Below are 14,002 nucleotides of genomic sequence, written 5' to 3' on the forward strand. Positions count from 1 at the left end.
ATCGGCCAGCATGGCCACCTCACCCCGCGTTCCCGCAGCACAGCAGCCGGTGGCGCGGGTGCTGCCGCTTCTGGGACTGGCGCACCTGGATAGGCTCTTTGATTACCAGGTGTCTGAGGAGCAGTCCGCGCAGGCGCAGCCGGGGGTGCGGGTGCGGATTCGCTTCGCGGGGAGGCTCGTCGATGCCCTGCTGATCGAAAGGGCTGAGGAGACGAGCCACCCGGGGCAGCTGCGCTACCTTGAGCGCGTGATCTCCCCGGAGGTGGTGTACCCGGAACCCACCCGCCGCCTGGTGGACGCGCTGTGCGCCCGGTACGCGGGAACCCGCTCGGATCTGATCCGGGCGGCGGTTCCGGCGCGCCACGCCGCCGCCGAATCCGTCGATACCAGCACTCCCTGGGAGGAACTGGGCCGGGCCCAGGAGCCCGATCTTTCCGCGTGGTCGGCCTACGAGCACGGGGAATCCTTTGTGGATGCGGTGTTGGCGCGACAGCGCGCGCGGGTGGCCTGGCAGATCGCCCCCGGCGATGACTGGGCCGCCGCGGTGGCCGCCCTGGCAGCCAAGGTGGCCCTGGGGGGCGGAGGGGTGCTCATCGTGGCCCCCGATCAAGGCGACGTGGACGCTCTGGAGGCGGCGTTGCGGGAGCACGTGGGGCCCAAACAAATCACCGTGCTGGGGGCCTCCCTGGGGCCGCAGGCGCGATATCGCCGCTTCCTGTCTATCCTGCACGGCCAGGGGCGGCTGGTGATCGGCACGCGCTCGGCGGCCTTTGCCCCGGTGGCAAACCTCCAATTGGCGGTGGTGCTCTTCGACGGCGATGAAAACCACGTGGATCCGCGCGCCCCCTATGCGCACTCCCGCGAGGTGCTCACAACCAGGGTGGCGGCCACGGAGGCGTCGCTGGTGATCGCGGGGCATTCCCGCACCGCGGAGGCGCAGCTGCTGGTGGAATCTGGCTGGGCGCATGGCCTGGTGGCCGGGAGGGAGGCCCTGCGGGCGCGGATGCCCAGGGTGCAGGCGGTGGCGGACTCGGACTTTGAGCTGGAAAAAGACCCGTTGGCCCGCTCGGCGCGGATTCCGGCGGTGGCGTTCCGCGCGCTGCGCGAGGGGCTGGCGGCGGGCAAGCCCGTGCTGGTGCACACCCCCCGCAAGGGGTATATCCCCACCCTGGCCTGCCGCCAGTGTCGCACCCCGGCGCGGTGCCGCCACTGCAACGGCCCCGTGGGCCTGCCCACGGGGAGGGAGCAAGAGGCCGCCGTGCCCACCTGCCGGTGGTGCGGGCGCCCGGACGCGCGATACCGCTGCCCGCAGTGCGGTTCCGCCTCGTTGCGCGCGGTGGTGCTGGGCAATCAGCGCACCGCCGAGGAATTGGGGCGCGCCTTCCCCTCGGTGCGGGTTATCTCCTCGGGGGGCAACCAGGTGCATAGGGAGATCGCCCAGGCCCCGGCCCTGGTGGTGGCCACGCCGGGAGCGGAGCCGAGGGTAGCGCAGGGCGGACGGTACGGCGCGGCGGTGCTGCTGGATACCTGGGCGCTGCTGGGGAGGCAGGACCTGCGGGCCACGGAGGATGCCCTGGCCACGTGGACGGCGGTGGCGACCCTGGTGGAGCCGCATCGCCGGGGCGGGCAGGTGGTGGTGGTGGCCGATCCCGCGTTGGCGGTGGTGCAGCAGTTGATCCGGTGGGACATGCCGGGTGCGGCCGCGCGGGAATTGGCTCAGCGCCGCGAGGTTGGTTTTCCCCCGGCGGTGCACATGGCGGCTATCGACGGCGCGGCGGCGGCCGTCGATAGCCTGTTGAAGGAGGCGCGCCTGCCGAGGGGGGCGGAGGTGCTCGGCCCGGTGGACTTGCCGCCCGGTGAGCACCTGCCTGGGGAATACGACGAGCGTCGGTTCGGCCCCGCGCAGCGCGTGCTGGTGCGCGCCCCGCTGGGGCCCCGGGGGGAGCTGGGTTCGGCTCTGAAAAGCGCGATGGTGGCGCGGATCGCCCGGCGGGAGGATTTGCCGCTGCGGGTGCGGGTGGACCCGGTGCGCATTGGTTAAGCGGATACAATGAGGCACCATGACTGTTTTGCCCATCCGCCTTTTCGGCGATCCGGTGCTCACCACCCGCGCCAGCGAGGTCACGGAGTATAACGCCGCGCTGCGCACCCTCGTGGAGGATATGACAGAGACGATGGCCGACGCCGGGGGCGTGGGCCTGGCTGCCAACCAGGTGGGCGTGCTGCGGCGCGTGTTCGTGTTCGATTGCTCGCACGTGGAGGGGGGCCTGCGCGGGCACGTGGTCAATCCGGTGTGGGAGCCGCTTGACGAGGAGATGGAGGCGGGCACGGAGGGCTGCCTTTCGATCCCGGATATTTCGCTCTCGATTCCGCGTTATCGCCGGGTTCGGCTCAGCGGGACGGACGTGGCGGGCAAGCCGCTGAGCATCACGGCCTCGGGTCTGCTGGCCCGGTGTATTCAGCACGAGACCGATCACCTCGACGGGGTGCTGTACCTCAAGCGCGCGGCGGTGGAGGAGCGCAAGGCGGCGATGGCGCAGATCCGCGCCGCCGCCTGGTTTGGGAAGGGAGACAAGTAGATGAGGCTCGTTTTTGCCGGTACCCCGGAACCCGCCGTGGTGGCGCTGAAGGCGCTGCTGGATTCCCCGCACGAGGTGGTTGCGGTGCTGACCCGCCCGGACGCCCCGCGCGGGCGCGGGCGTACCCTTCACCCCTCGCCGGTCAAGGCGCTCGCCGTGGAGCACGGGATCGAGGTGCTCACCCCGGGCACGCTCAAGCCGGGCACCGAGGAGGGGGAGGCGCTGCGGCAACGCCTGCGGGAGCTTCAACCCGAGGCCATCCCGGTGGTGGCCTACGGCAACCTCATCACCCCCGACCTGTTGAACGCGGCCCCGCACGGCTGGGTGAACCTGCATTTCTCCCTGCTGCCCCGGTGGCGGGGCGCGGCTCCGGTGCAGGCGGCGATCCGGGCGGGGGATCGCGCCACGGGAGCCACCACATTTCGCATTGATGAGGGGCTGGATACCGGGGAGATCCTGGCCAGCCGCAACGAGGAGATCCGCGCGCACGACACCGCCGATGACCTGCTCACCCGCCTGGCCCACCTGGGGGCGGATCTCCTGGTGGACACCATGACGGGCCTGGAGGCAGGCACCCTGATCCCGCGCCCCCAGGAGGGCCCGGCCACCTACGCTCCGAAGATCGCCACCGGGGATGCCCGCGTGCGCTGGAACGACACCGCGGAGGAGATCGCCAGGGCCATTCGCGCCTATACCCCCGGCCCCGGGGCGTGGACTGCGTGGGGGGAGCGGCGGGTGAAGCTCGCCCCGGTGGAGATTCCCCTGGATACGCAAGTACGGGGGCTGGAACCCGGGGAGATCGCGGCGACGAAGAAGGAGGTGCTGGTGGGCACGGGAACGCACCCGGTGCGCCTGACCCGCGTGCAGCCGCCGGGGAAGAAGATGATGGATGCTGCCGATTGGGCGCGCGGCGCGCAGCCGAAGGAAGGGGAACGATTCCAGTGAGCACCCGATCCGGGGGCTTCCGCTCCCGCTCCAAGTCCGCCGCGCAGGCGGCGCCTCAACCCGACCGACGGACGGGCAAGGGAGGGGGTCGGGGGCGCGCCCCGCAGCGGGGAAAGCAGCGCGCCCAGAGCCCCGCTCAAACCACCTCGCGGGTGGATACGCCCCGGCGCGTGGCCTACGAGGTCATCGGCGCGGTGCGCTCCCAGGATGCCTACGCCAACCTCGTGCTGCCCAAGGCGCTCAAGGAGCGGCGGGTACGCGGCCGCGATGCCGCCTTTGCCACGGAGATCACCTACGGCACCCTGCGCACCCAGGGGGTGTTGGACGCGGTGATCGCGGAGTGTTCCTCGCGCCCGCTTGCGGAAATCGCGCCGGAGGTGCTCGATGCCCTGCGCCTGGGGGCGTACCAGGTGCTCTACACCAGGGTGGAGCCGCACGCGGCGGTGGATACCAGCGTGGAGTTGGTGGTGGGGGCGGGGCAGGAGAAGGCCAGGGGCTTTGCCAACGCCATCTTGCGCACCATCGCGCGCACCCCGGCTAAGGAGTGGATTATCAGGCTTACCCCGCCGGGTGATCTCGCCGGGGCGGCCTTCCGCCACGCGCACCCGGAGTGGATCGCGCGGTCCTTTGCCGAGGCTCTGGGCTCCCATTCCACGGAACTAGAGGCCGCGCTGGAGGCGGATTCCCGGCGCCCCACCGTGCACCTGGTGGCCCGCCCCGGGGAGATGAGCGCGGAGGAACTTGCCCTGGTGGTGGGCGGGGAGCAAGGCCGGTACTCCCCGTACGCGGTGTATCTGGATTCCGGTGCCCCGGCGCAGTTGGAGCCGGTGCGCAGCGGGCTGGCGGCGGTGCAGGACGAGGGCAGCCAGCTCATCGCCCGCGCCGTGGCCCAGGCCCCGGTGGCGGGCGCAGATCAAGGGCGCTGGCTGGATCTGTGCGCGGGCCCCGGCGGCAAGGCGGCCCTGCTGGGTGCCCTGGCCCGGATCGAGGGGGCGCGGGTGGATGCGGTGGAGCCCGCCGCGCATCGCGCGGAGTTGGTGCGCTCAGCGGTGCGCGGACTCCCCGTGACAGTGCACACCGCCGACGGCCGCGAGCCTGGATTAGAACCGGGCTACGATCGCGTGCTCGTGGACGCGCCCTGCTCCGGGCTGGGCGCTTTGCGACGCCGCCCCGAGGCCCGTTGGCGCAAGCGGGAATCCGACATCGCAGACCTCACCGCGTTGCAGTACGAGCTGCTGCGCTCGGCGCTGCGGTTGACCCGCCCGGGCGGGGTGGTGGTGTATTCCACCTGCTCGCCCGATCTGCGGGAGACCCGGGGAATCGTGGAGAAGGCGGTGGCGGAACTGGGGGCCGTGGAGATGAGCGCTCACTGCCTGGTTCCCGGAATGGAGAACGTGGGGGAATACGCCTCGGTGCAGATGTGGCCGCATCGCCACGGCACGGACGCGATGTTCTTTGCCGTGTTGCGCAGGGAGTAGGGAGTTAGGGCGTGACCAGCCGCCGGGCGGCCTCCACCACGGCGGCGCGGCGGCTGGCGGCTTCATCGGGCGCGGCGATCATGCGGGTGACCTGGGGAAGAAGGTGCCAATAGCCTGCGATCCCGAGAATGAGGATGTTGAGGTGGGCGGCGTCGATAGTATCTGTGAAGGTGCCGGTGCGCTGTCCCTCGCGGAACTCGGCGGTGCGCTGTGCGTAGGTGTGGGTGCGCTGCTGTTCGCCGGGGATGGGGGCGGGGAGGGTGAGTGCTTCCCATTGGAGGAGGCGCAGGAGCGCGGGGTGAGCTTCTAAATAATCGTAGAGGTTTCCGGCGTATTCTCCGATGTCGGCGGCGCCGGTGGAGGGCACGGGGAGGGCGGTGGTGGCGCTGGTCATCTCCTGGTCGAGGATGTGGGCAAACAGGGCGTGCTTGTTGCCAAAGTAGTTGTAGATGCGCTCTTTGTTCACTCCGGCGGACCGGGCAATTCTTTCCACGGTGGTGCCATCTGGGCCGTGTTCGGTGAACTCGGTGAGTGCGGCGTCGAGGATGCGCTGCTTGGTCTTTTCGGTGTCCCGAGCCATGAAAACTCCCTTTTCCAACGATTTCGTTGCTTTTCCCGGGTCATGCTACTACAGTCGTTTCCAACGAAACCGTTGGAATAAGGAGATTGTCATGAACATCACCGTCATCGGCACCGGCATGGTTGGCCGAACCCTCGCCGCGCGCCTAGCCGGGCTCGGGCACCAGGTGGTCATTGCCACGCGCAACGTCAGTGCAACCATGTCCCGCACGGAGCCGGACGCCATGGGCACCCCGCCCTACGCCCAATGGGCAGCCGAGCATCCGGAGGTACGCCTGCTCCCTCACGCGGAGGCCGGAGACTTTGCCGAACTCTTCATCAACGCCAGCAACGGCGCGAACTCCCTGCGCCCCCTCGACCTCATCGGACGGGAGCGCATGGCGGGCAAGGTGCTCATCGACGCCGCTCTGCCCCTCGACCTCTCCGAGGGCATGCCACCCACGCTCACCGTGGCCAATACCGATAGCCTGGGGGAGCAGATTCAGCGCGCATTCCCGGAGACCAAGGTGGTCAAGACCCTCAACACGGTGTTCTGCGAGGTGATGGTGAACCCGGAGCGGATTCCGGGCAACCACACCCTCTTCATCGCCGGAGACGATGCCGAGGCAAAGCAGACCGCCCGGGAAATCCTCCACTCCTTCGGCTGGCCGGAGGCCCGTATCATCGACCTCGGCGGAATCACGGGTGCGCGGGGATCGGAGATGTACATGCGCCTGTACTTCCAGCTGGCGCAACTGCTCGGCACCTTTGACCTCAACATCGAAGTACACCGAGCCAACTAAACCGGAAAGGCAAAAACCATGCAGAACCTCACCCTTAACAACGGCGTAGACATGCCGATCCTCGGCCTGGGCGTATTCCAGATGAATGACGAGCAGGTGGCCCAGGCCATCCCCGAGGCCCTGAACATGGGGTATCGCCTCATCGACACCGCCTCGCGCTACTACAACGAAAAAGCCGTGGGCGCGGCCATCAAGGCCTCCGGGGTTCCCCGCGAGGAGCTTTTCATCACCACCAAACTCTGGTTCAAGGATCACGGCCCGGAGGCCACCCGCGCCGCCTTTGAAACCTCTCTGGATAACCTGGGGCTGGATTACCTCGACCTCTGGCTCATTCACCAGCCCTTCGGGGATTACTACTCCGCCTGGCGCGTCATGGAAGAACTCCTGGCGGAGGGCCGCGTGCGCGCCATCGGCGTATCCAACTTCTACGCCGACCGCTACGCGGATCTGGTGACCCACATGGACGTGGCCCCGGCCGTGAACCAGCGCGAAACCCACCCCTTCCACCAGCAGCGCGACATGCAGGAACTCATGTCCCAGCACGGCACCGCGCTCCAAGCATGGGGATCGCTGGGTCAGGGCAACCGCGAAATGCTGGAGCACCCGGTGCTCACCGGGATCGCCCAGGCCCACGAGGTGAGCGTGCCGCAGGTGATGCTCGCCTGGTTGGCCCAGCGCGGCGTGGCGATGGTGGCCAAGAGCACCAAACCGGAGCGCCTGCGCGCCAACCTGGAGGCCGTGGAATTGAGCCTCAGCGCAGAGGAGATAGAGGCCATCGCGGGGCTGGATCGTCGGCAGCCCAACGCGGGCTTCACCCACCAGGATCCTCGCATGCTGGAGGCTCTGCTGCGGCTGGCGTAGCGGTTACACTGGCTTCCATGCAACACGCTCCGATCATCGCCCCCTCGATCCTTGCCGCGGACTTTTCCCGCCTGGGCGAGGAGATTGCCCGCATTTCCACCGCGGATTGGGTTCACGTGGACATCATGGACGGTCATTTTGTGCCCAACCTCTCCTTCGGCCCGGATATCACCGCCACCGTCCGCCGCCTCACGGATCAGCCCCTCGACGTCCACCTGATGATCGAGGAACCCGAGCGCTGGGTGGAGCGTTATGCCGAGGCGGGGGCGCACACCCTCATTTTCCACGTGGAGGCCACGGAGGATCACGTGGGGTTGGCGCAGAAAATCCGGGGGCTGGGTGTGCGCGCGGCCTTCTCCCTCAAGCCCGGAACCCCCATCGAGCCGTACCTTGGCGATCTAGAGCACTTCGACGAGGTGCTGGTGATGTCCGTGGAGCCGGGCTTTGGCGGGCAGTCCTTCATGCCGGAGCAGCTGAACAAGGTGCGTACCCTGCGCCACGAGATCGACGCGCGCGGCCTTAATACCCTCATCGAGATCGACGGCGGCATCTCCGAGTCCACCATCGCCCGGGCCGCGGAGGCGGGTTGCGATGCCTTCGTGGCGGGTTCGGCGGTGTACAAGGCAGAGGATCCGGCCCCGATGGTGGAATCCCTGCGCGACCTCGCCCGGCGATGAGCCTGAGCGACGCCGCGATCAACCGCGCCCTTGACCTCGCCGTTCGGGCCTCCTGGGAGGTGAAGGGAACCACCAGCCCCAACCCGCCGGTGGGGGCCGTTATTCTCGACGCCTCCGGCAGCATCGTTGGGGTGGGGGCCACCCAGCCGCCCGGCGGGGCGCACGCCGAGGTCATGGCCCTGGCCCAGGCGGGGGCGGCGGCCAGGGGAGGGGCGGCCGTGGTCACCTTGGAGCCCTGCAATCACACCGGTCGCACCGGGCCGTGCACCCGGGCCCTGTTGCGCGCGGGGATCGTCGAGGTGCATTACGCGCACCCCGATCCCGGTGAGCACGAAGGCGGCGGGGCCGAGTACCTGCGCAGCCGGGGAGTAGAGGTGCACCGCATCTCTGTGGACATCGCCCCGTTGCTTCCGTGGCTTACCGCCATGCGCAGGCAACGCCCCCACGTGACGCTGAAGTTCGCGCAGACCCTCGATGGTTTTACCGCGGCGCTTGATGGCACGAGCCAGTGGATCACCGGGGAAGAGGCCCGCGCGCAGGTGCATCTGGATCGATCCCGCCGCGACGCCATCATCATCGGCACGGGCACCGCCTGGGCGGATCGCCCGGCGCTCACCGCCCGCACAGAGAGCGGGGAGAACGGGTTGTATCCGCATCAGCCACGCCGCGTGGTTATCGGCCGGAGGGAGTTGCCGGAGTACATGCGCGAACAGGGCTTTGAGCAGTACCCCGGAATCTCCCAGGCGCTGACGGCGTTATGGGAGAAAGGAGACCGCGACGTGCTCATCGAGGGCGGCGCGGGCCTTGCCCACTCCGCCCTGGAGGCCGACGTGGTGGATAGCGTTCAGGCCTACCTTGCCCCCGTCCTGCTGGGTGGGGGCCGAGGGGTCGTCGATAAGCCCCTGGTGCCTACCCTGGGCGCGGCGCGGCGCTGGCGCACCCGCGAGGTGCGCCGCTTGGGGCTGGATACGTTGATAGAAATGGAAAGAGGCGAGTGATGTTTACCGGGATCGTTGAGGAGATAGGCGCGGTATCCTCCGTGGTGGAGCAGGATGACGCGCTGCGGCTGACCGTGGCGGCGGGCACCGTGCTCGACGGCACGCGGCTGGGGGATTCCATCAGCGTCAACGGCGTGTGCCTCACGGTGGCGTCGCTGGGTGAACGCACCTTCGCGGCCGACGTCATGCGGGAGTCGCTTAACCGCAGTAACCTGGGCGAACTCCAAGCGGGCTCGCGGGTGAACCTGGAGCGCGCGATGGCCGTGGGGGAGCGCCTGGGCGGCCACATCGTGCAGGGGCACGTGGATGCCACCGCGCCCCTGCTGAGCTGCGAGCGCTCCGAGCACTGGGACGTGCTGCGCTTCGCGCTGCCGGACTCGGTGGCGCGCTATGTGGTGGAGAAGGGCTCGATCACCCTCAACGGCACCTCGCTGACCGTCTCCGCGCTGGGGGCGGACTGGTTCGAGGTATCGCTGATTCCCACCACCCTGAGGGATACCACCCACGGCGCGCTTGAGCCCGGTAGCCGCGTGAATATCGAGGTGGACGTGCTAGCCAAGTACGTGGAAAGGTTGCTGGCCCCCGGCGCTCGCACTGCGGCGCGGGAGGGCTAAAGTGATCGACGTGACTGTGAATGCGGAGCAGAATATCCCCCTCGATAGCGTCGATGCGGCTATTGCGGACATCGCGGCGGGCGAGGCCGTGGTGGTGGTGGATAGCGAGGATCGGGAAAACGAGGGTGACCTCATCTTTGCGGCGGAGAAGGCCACGCCCGAGCTGCTGGGCTTCATGGTGCGCTACACCTCCGGGTACATCTGTGCCCCGCTGACCAACGCGGATGCCGATCGCCTGGGCCTCCCTCCGATGGTCAGCCGCAACGAGGACGCCCGGGGCACCGCCTATACCGTGACGGTGGACGCCGCCACCGGCACCACCGGCATCTCCGCGACCTCTCGGGCGGAGACCATTCGCCGCCTGGCCGATCCGCAGTCCACCCCGGCGGAGTTCACCCGCCCCGGCCACGTGGTTCCCCTGCGGGCCCGCGACGGCGGGGTGCTGGTGCGCGACGGGCACACCGAGGCCGCCATAGACCTCGCCAGGGCGGCGGGCCTCTACCCCGCGGGCGTGCTGTGTGAGATCGTCTCCGAGGAGGACCCCACGGACATGGCGCGCGGCCCGGAGCTGCGCCGCTTTGCCGATCGCCACGGCCTGCGCATGATCTCCATCGACCAGCTCATCGCCTGGCGCCGCCGCCACGATCGGCTCATCGAGCGCACGGTGGAGACCTCCCTGCCCACCGACCACGGGTTCTTCCGGGCCATCGGCTTTGTCAACCCCATCAGCGGGCAGGAGCACGTGGCGCTCGTGGCCGGGGAGCCGGATCGCGACGGCGGCGAGGACGTCATGGTGCGGATTCACTCCGAATGCCTCACCGGGGACGTCTTTGGCTCCCGGCGCTGCGACTGCGGCCAGCAGCTCCACAACTCCATGCGCATGGTGCAGGAGAAGGGCCGTGGGATCATCGTGTACCTGCGGGGCCAGGAGGGGCGGGGGATTGGGCTCATCGAAAAGCTCAAGGCCTACGCCTTGCAGGACGAGGGGCTCGACACCATCGACGCCAACCTGGCCCTGGGGCAGCCCGCCGACGCCCGGGAGTATGACACCGGGGCACAGATCCTCAGCGACCTCGGCGTGCGCTCCCTGTCCATCATGAGCAATAATCCGCATAAGTGCGAAGCCCTCCATGAGCACGGCCTTGAGGTCACCGGTCGCGTGGCCGTGCCCGTGGAGATCAACGACGATAACGCGCGATACCTCGCCACCAAGCGGGATCGCATGGGCCATCACGTGCCCGACCTCGCTCAATGGGAGGCACAGCACAACCTCCCGGAAGGAGAATAGAGAAGATGGCCAAGGAAGGCCTGCCCTCCGTGGGCACCTCGGCAGACACCCTCGACGCCACCGGCCTTAAGGTGGCGGTGATTACCTCCACCTGGAACAAGGAGATTTGCGATCAGCTGCACTCCCGCGCGGTGGCCACGGCCCGGCAGGCCGGGGCCAGCGTGGACGAGTTCCGGGTGATCGGCGCCCTGGAGATCCCGGTGGTGGCGCAGGAGCTGGCCCGACGCTACGACGCCGTGGTGGCCCTGGGCTGTGTGATCGAGGGCGGCACCCCGCACTTCCAATACGTCTGCGATTCCGTGATGGAGGGCCTGGCCCGCATCGCGCTCGCCGAGGCCACCCCGGTGGGCAACGGCGTGCTGACCACCTACACCTACGAGCAGGCGGTGGAGCGTTCCGGGGGCGAGGGCGCGCTGGAGGACAAGGGCTCGGAGGCGGCGGTCGCTGCCCTGCACACCGCCCTGGTCTTGCGGGGAATTACGGGCTAAAGTTAGTTCTTTGGGGCGAGCCAAGCACACGAGGCAGAGGTAAGTACAAGGTGGATACGAGCAAGCAACCGAGCGAGTCACTCAGTGAACATAGTGAGCTCAGTGAGGCCGACCTCCAGCGGTATAACGCCGCAGACCCCACCGCGATGGTGTCCACGAAGCCGTGGGAGCTGGTGATTACCTCTCCGCGCATGCGCCTGCTGGCCTGGGTGGCCGTGGCGGTCATCATGGCAGTGCACATCTTCATGTCCGCCGTGGTGGGGGTGGGGGATACCGGGGCCGCCCTGACTACCATTGATCGCTTCGCGTTCTTCGGCGTGGGCGTGGTGATCTCCATCGTGGTGTTCATCGGTTTCACCCGCCCCAGGGTGCGGGTGAACGAGGACGGGGTGGAGGTGCGCAACTTCATCGGCACCCGGTTTTATCACTGGTCCGTGATCTATGGCCTGGCCTTTCCCCGGGGTTCGCGCATGGCGCGCCTGGAATTGCCCGATTTTGAGTACGTGCCCATGTGGGCCATGCAGTCCGCCGATCGGGCCAGCATCGTCAAGGACGTGGAGGCCTTCCGCGCCCTAGAAACTCAGTACATGCCGCAGGATTAGCGGGGGGAAGGAAGGCACGGAAAGAATGGCCGATCCCACCACCTACCGCCCCGCCCCCGGCACCATTCCCACCGACCCCGGGGTGTACAAGTTCCGCGGGGATGACGGCCGGGTGATCTACGTGGGCAAGGCAAAGAACCTGCGTTCCCGCCTGTCCAATTACTTTCAGGACATCACCCAGCTGCACCCGCGCACCCGCCAGATGGTGCTCACCGCCTCCTCCGTGGAGTGGACGGTGGTGGGCAGCGAGGTGGAGGCCCTGCAACTGGAATACACGTGGATCAAGCGCTTCGACCCGCGCTTTAACGTGAAGTATCGGGACGATAAAACCTACCCCATGCTCGCGGTGTCCATGAACGAGCGGTTTCCCCGCGCGTTTTTCTTCCGGGGCCCGCGCCGCAAGGGGGTGCGGTACTTTGGCCCCTATTCCCACGCCTGGGCGGTGCGCGAGACCCTGGATCTGCTCACCCGGATCTTCCCCATGCGCACCTGCACCAAGGGGATATTCAACCGCCATGAGCAGCTGGGGCGGCCCTGCCTTTTGGGCTACATCGACAAATGCGCCGCGCCCTGCGTGGGCCGGGTAACCGAGGCGGAGCACCGGGAGATCGCGGAGGGTTTTTGCTCCTTCCTCCAGGGGCATACCGACGCCGTGCGCAAGCGCCTCACCGCGCAGATGGAGCGCGCCGCCGAGGAGCTGGAGTTTGAGCGCGCCGCCCGGCTGCGCGATGACCTGGGGGCGATGGAAAAACTCACGGAGCAGCAATCCGTGGTGCTGGGCGACGGAACCGACGCCGACATCATTGCCTTTTCCACCGACGAGTTGGAGGCCGCGGTGCAGATCTTCCACGTGCGCGGCGGCCGGGTGCGCGGCCAACGCGGCTGGGTGGTGGAAAAGTCCGGGGATCAGGCCGGGGGCAGCGAGCCCCTGGAGGAGGGCCAGCCCGATCCCGCCCTCCCGGCGCTCATGCAGAACTTCCTGGTGCAGTTCTATGGAGATGCCGCCGAACGCGCGGATCAGGAGGACAAGGAGGACGCGGAGTGGGTTCGCCGCCGTGGAGTGGATCAGCTCTCCCACCAGCCGCAGCGCCGCAGCCAGGTGATTCCCCGCACGATCCTGGTGCAGGCTCTACCCCAGGACCCGGAGGAGACCGCCCGCGCGCTGCGCGAAATGCGCGGCGGCCCGGTGGAGATTCGCGTTCCGCAGCGCGGCGATAAGCGCGCCTTGGCGGAGACGGTGGAGCGCAACGCGAGGGAGGCCCTGCGCCAGCACAAGTTGAAGCGGGTGGGCGATTTGACGGCACGCTCGGCGGCGATCCAGGACATTCAGGACGCCCTGGGCATGGAGGTGGCGCCGCTGCGCATCGAGTGCACGGATATTTCCCACCTTCAAGGCACCGACGTGGTGGCCTCCCTGGTGGTGTTCGAGGACGGCCTGCCCAGGAAGTCCGATTACCGCCGGTACCGCATCAAGGAGGCGGCCGGGGAGGGGCGCAGCGATGACGTGGGTTCCATCGCGGAGATCACCAGGCGGCGCTTCCTGCGCCATCACTCCCAGAGCTCCGAGGTGCCGGAGGCCGAGGAGTTTGACGGCTCCACGTTTAGCGATGAGAAGGTGACGGAGATGAGCACGGAGAGCGCCGCGACCAGGCGCTTTGCCTACCCTCCGCAATTGTTCATCGTGGACGGCGGCGCGCCCCAGGTGGCGGCGGCGCAGCGGGTCTTTGATGAGCTGGGCATCATCGACGTCACCCTGGTGGGCCTGGCCAAGCGCTTAGAGGAACTGTGGGTGCCGGGAGAGGAGGATCCGGTGATCCTGCCCCGCAACTCTCAGGGGCTCTACCTGCTGCAACAGATTCGGGACGAGGCCCACCGCTTTGCCATCACCTATCACCGGCAGCAGCGCTCCAAGAGGATGCGCCGCTCCGAGCTGGACGATATTCGTGGCTTAGGCCAGGCCCGGCGCACGGAGTTGGTGCGGCACTTTGGCTCCCTGAAAAAGCTCAAGGAGGCCAGCGTGGAGGAGATCGAGGCGGTCAAGGGTTTTGGCCCGGCCCTGGCGCAGGCGGTCTACGCCGGCCTGCACCCGGAGGCCTAGCGCTACAATGGCC

Annotated in this window: 14 protein-coding genes; 13 read left to right on the forward strand and 1 reads right to left on the reverse strand. The window is 68.3% G+C overall.

Annotation, left to right across the window (positions count from 1 at the left end):
* Positions 1-10 precede the first annotated feature (10 nt).
* The 4 genes from Cocul_RS03160 to Cocul_RS03175 are packed head-to-tail and all read left to right on the forward strand — an operon-like array spanning position 11 to position 5,002.
* The gene (locus Cocul_RS03160; protein ID WP_055121832.1) at positions 11-2,041 is read left to right on the forward strand and encodes a primosomal protein N'; all 2,031 of its coding nucleotides are present in this window, start codon (positions 11-13) and stop codon (positions 2,039-2,041) included.
* Between the two features lie 19 nt (positions 2,042-2,060).
* Positions 2,061-2,579: a peptide deformylase gene (def, locus tag Cocul_RS03165; protein ID WP_055121833.1), complete on the forward strand. Its 519-nt coding sequence runs from the start codon at positions 2,061-2,063 to the stop codon at positions 2,577-2,579.
* The gene (fmt, locus tag Cocul_RS03170; protein ID WP_055121834.1) at positions 2,580-3,524 is read left to right on the forward strand and encodes a methionyl-tRNA formyltransferase; all 945 of its coding nucleotides are present in this window, start codon (positions 2,580-2,582) and stop codon (positions 3,522-3,524) included. It begins immediately after the preceding gene.
* Positions 3,521-5,002, forward strand: a complete 1,482-nt coding sequence (locus Cocul_RS03175; RefSeq protein ID WP_055121835.1) for an RsmB/NOP family class I SAM-dependent RNA methyltransferase — start codon at positions 3,521-3,523, stop codon at positions 5,000-5,002. Before fmt ends, Cocul_RS03175 begins: the two co-directional genes overlap by 4 nt.
* A 4-nt stretch (positions 5,003-5,006) precedes the next feature.
* Here the strand turns inward: Cocul_RS03175 and Cocul_RS03180 are convergent, their stop codons facing one another.
* Positions 5,007-5,582, reverse strand: a complete 576-nt coding sequence (locus Cocul_RS03180; protein WP_055121836.1) for a TetR/AcrR family transcriptional regulator — start codon at positions 5,580-5,582, stop codon at positions 5,007-5,009.
* Positions 5,583-5,673: 91 nt separating this feature from the next.
* Between Cocul_RS03180 and Cocul_RS03185 the strand changes: the two genes are divergently transcribed.
* The 9 genes from Cocul_RS03185 to uvrC are packed head-to-tail and all read left to right on the forward strand — an operon-like array spanning position 5,674 to position 13,989.
* Entirely contained in the window at positions 5,674-6,363 is a 690-nt protein-coding gene (locus tag Cocul_RS03185; RefSeq protein WP_055121837.1) for an NADPH-dependent F420 reductase, read from the forward strand.
* A gap of 18 nt (positions 6,364-6,381) precedes the next feature.
* On the forward strand, positions 6,382-7,224 hold the full coding sequence (locus Cocul_RS03190) for an aldo/keto reductase (protein WP_055121838.1): 843 nt from the start codon (positions 6,382-6,384) through the stop codon (positions 7,222-7,224).
* A 17-nt stretch (positions 7,225-7,241) separates the two neighbouring features.
* A complete protein-coding gene (rpe, locus tag Cocul_RS03195; protein WP_055121839.1) occupies positions 7,242-7,901 on the forward strand; it encodes a ribulose-phosphate 3-epimerase in 660 nt (219 codons plus the stop codon).
* Positions 7,898-8,899, forward strand: a complete 1,002-nt coding sequence (gene ribD, locus Cocul_RS03200; RefSeq protein ID WP_055121840.1) for a bifunctional diaminohydroxyphosphoribosylaminopyrimidine deaminase/5-amino-6-(5-phosphoribosylamino)uracil reductase RibD — start codon at positions 7,898-7,900, stop codon at positions 8,897-8,899. Before rpe ends, ribD begins: the two co-directional genes overlap by 4 nt.
* On the forward strand, positions 8,899-9,513 hold the full coding sequence (locus tag Cocul_RS03205; protein WP_055121841.1) for a riboflavin synthase: 615 nt from the start codon (positions 8,899-8,901) through the stop codon (positions 9,511-9,513). The genes ribD and Cocul_RS03205 overlap by 1 nt, the downstream gene beginning before the upstream one ends.
* A gap of 16 nt (positions 9,514-9,529) precedes the next feature.
* The gene (locus Cocul_RS03210; RefSeq protein WP_425388769.1) at positions 9,530-10,801 is read left to right on the forward strand and encodes a bifunctional 3,4-dihydroxy-2-butanone-4-phosphate synthase/GTP cyclohydrolase II; all 1,272 of its coding nucleotides are present in this window, start codon (positions 9,530-9,532) and stop codon (positions 10,799-10,801) included.
* A 5-nt stretch (positions 10,802-10,806) separates the two neighbouring features.
* On the forward strand, positions 10,807-11,289 hold the full coding sequence (gene ribH / locus Cocul_RS03215) for a 6,7-dimethyl-8-ribityllumazine synthase (protein WP_055121842.1): 483 nt from the start codon (positions 10,807-10,809) through the stop codon (positions 11,287-11,289).
* Between the two features lie 50 nt (positions 11,290-11,339).
* A complete protein-coding gene (locus tag Cocul_RS03220; protein WP_055121843.1) occupies positions 11,340-11,891 on the forward strand; it encodes a PH domain-containing protein in 552 nt (183 codons plus the stop codon).
* 25 nt (positions 11,892-11,916) lie between these two features.
* The gene (gene uvrC, locus Cocul_RS03225; protein ID WP_055121844.1) at positions 11,917-13,989 is read left to right on the forward strand and encodes an excinuclease ABC subunit UvrC; all 2,073 of its coding nucleotides are present in this window, start codon (positions 11,917-11,919) and stop codon (positions 13,987-13,989) included.
* The last annotated feature ends 13 nt before the right edge of the window (positions 13,990-14,002 follow it).

This window comes from Corynebacterium oculi, assembly GCF_001412105.1.
Taxonomy (GTDB): Bacteria; Actinomycetota; Actinomycetes; order Mycobacteriales; family Mycobacteriaceae; genus Corynebacterium; species Corynebacterium oculi.

Coding starts and splice junctions, on each gene's coding strand:
- Cocul_RS03160 (WP_055121832.1), top strand. CDS start 11: ATGGCCACCTCACCCCGCGTTCCCGCAGCACAGCAGCCGGTGGCGCGG.
- def (WP_055121833.1), top strand. CDS start 2,061: ATGACTGTTTTGCCCATCCGCCTTTTCGGCGATCCGGTGCTCACCACC.
- fmt (WP_055121834.1), top strand. CDS start 2,580: ATGAGGCTCGTTTTTGCCGGTACCCCGGAACCCGCCGTGGTGGCGCTG.
- Cocul_RS03180 (WP_055121836.1), bottom strand. CDS start 5,582: ATGGCTCGGGACACCGAAAAGACCAAGCAGCGCATCCTCGACGCCGCA.
- Cocul_RS03185 (WP_055121837.1), top strand. CDS start 5,674: ATGAACATCACCGTCATCGGCACCGGCATGGTTGGCCGAACCCTCGCC.
- Cocul_RS03190 (WP_055121838.1), top strand. CDS start 6,382: ATGCAGAACCTCACCCTTAACAACGGCGTAGACATGCCGATCCTCGGC.
- rpe (WP_055121839.1), top strand. CDS start 7,242: ATGCAACACGCTCCGATCATCGCCCCCTCGATCCTTGCCGCGGACTTT.
- ribD (WP_055121840.1), top strand. CDS start 7,898: ATGAGCCTGAGCGACGCCGCGATCAACCGCGCCCTTGACCTCGCCGTT.
- Cocul_RS03205 (WP_055121841.1), top strand. CDS start 8,899: ATGTTTACCGGGATCGTTGAGGAGATAGGCGCGGTATCCTCCGTGGTG.
- ribH (WP_055121842.1), top strand. CDS start 10,807: ATGGCCAAGGAAGGCCTGCCCTCCGTGGGCACCTCGGCAGACACCCTC.
- uvrC (WP_055121844.1), top strand. CDS start 11,917: ATGGCCGATCCCACCACCTACCGCCCCGCCCCCGGCACCATTCCCACC.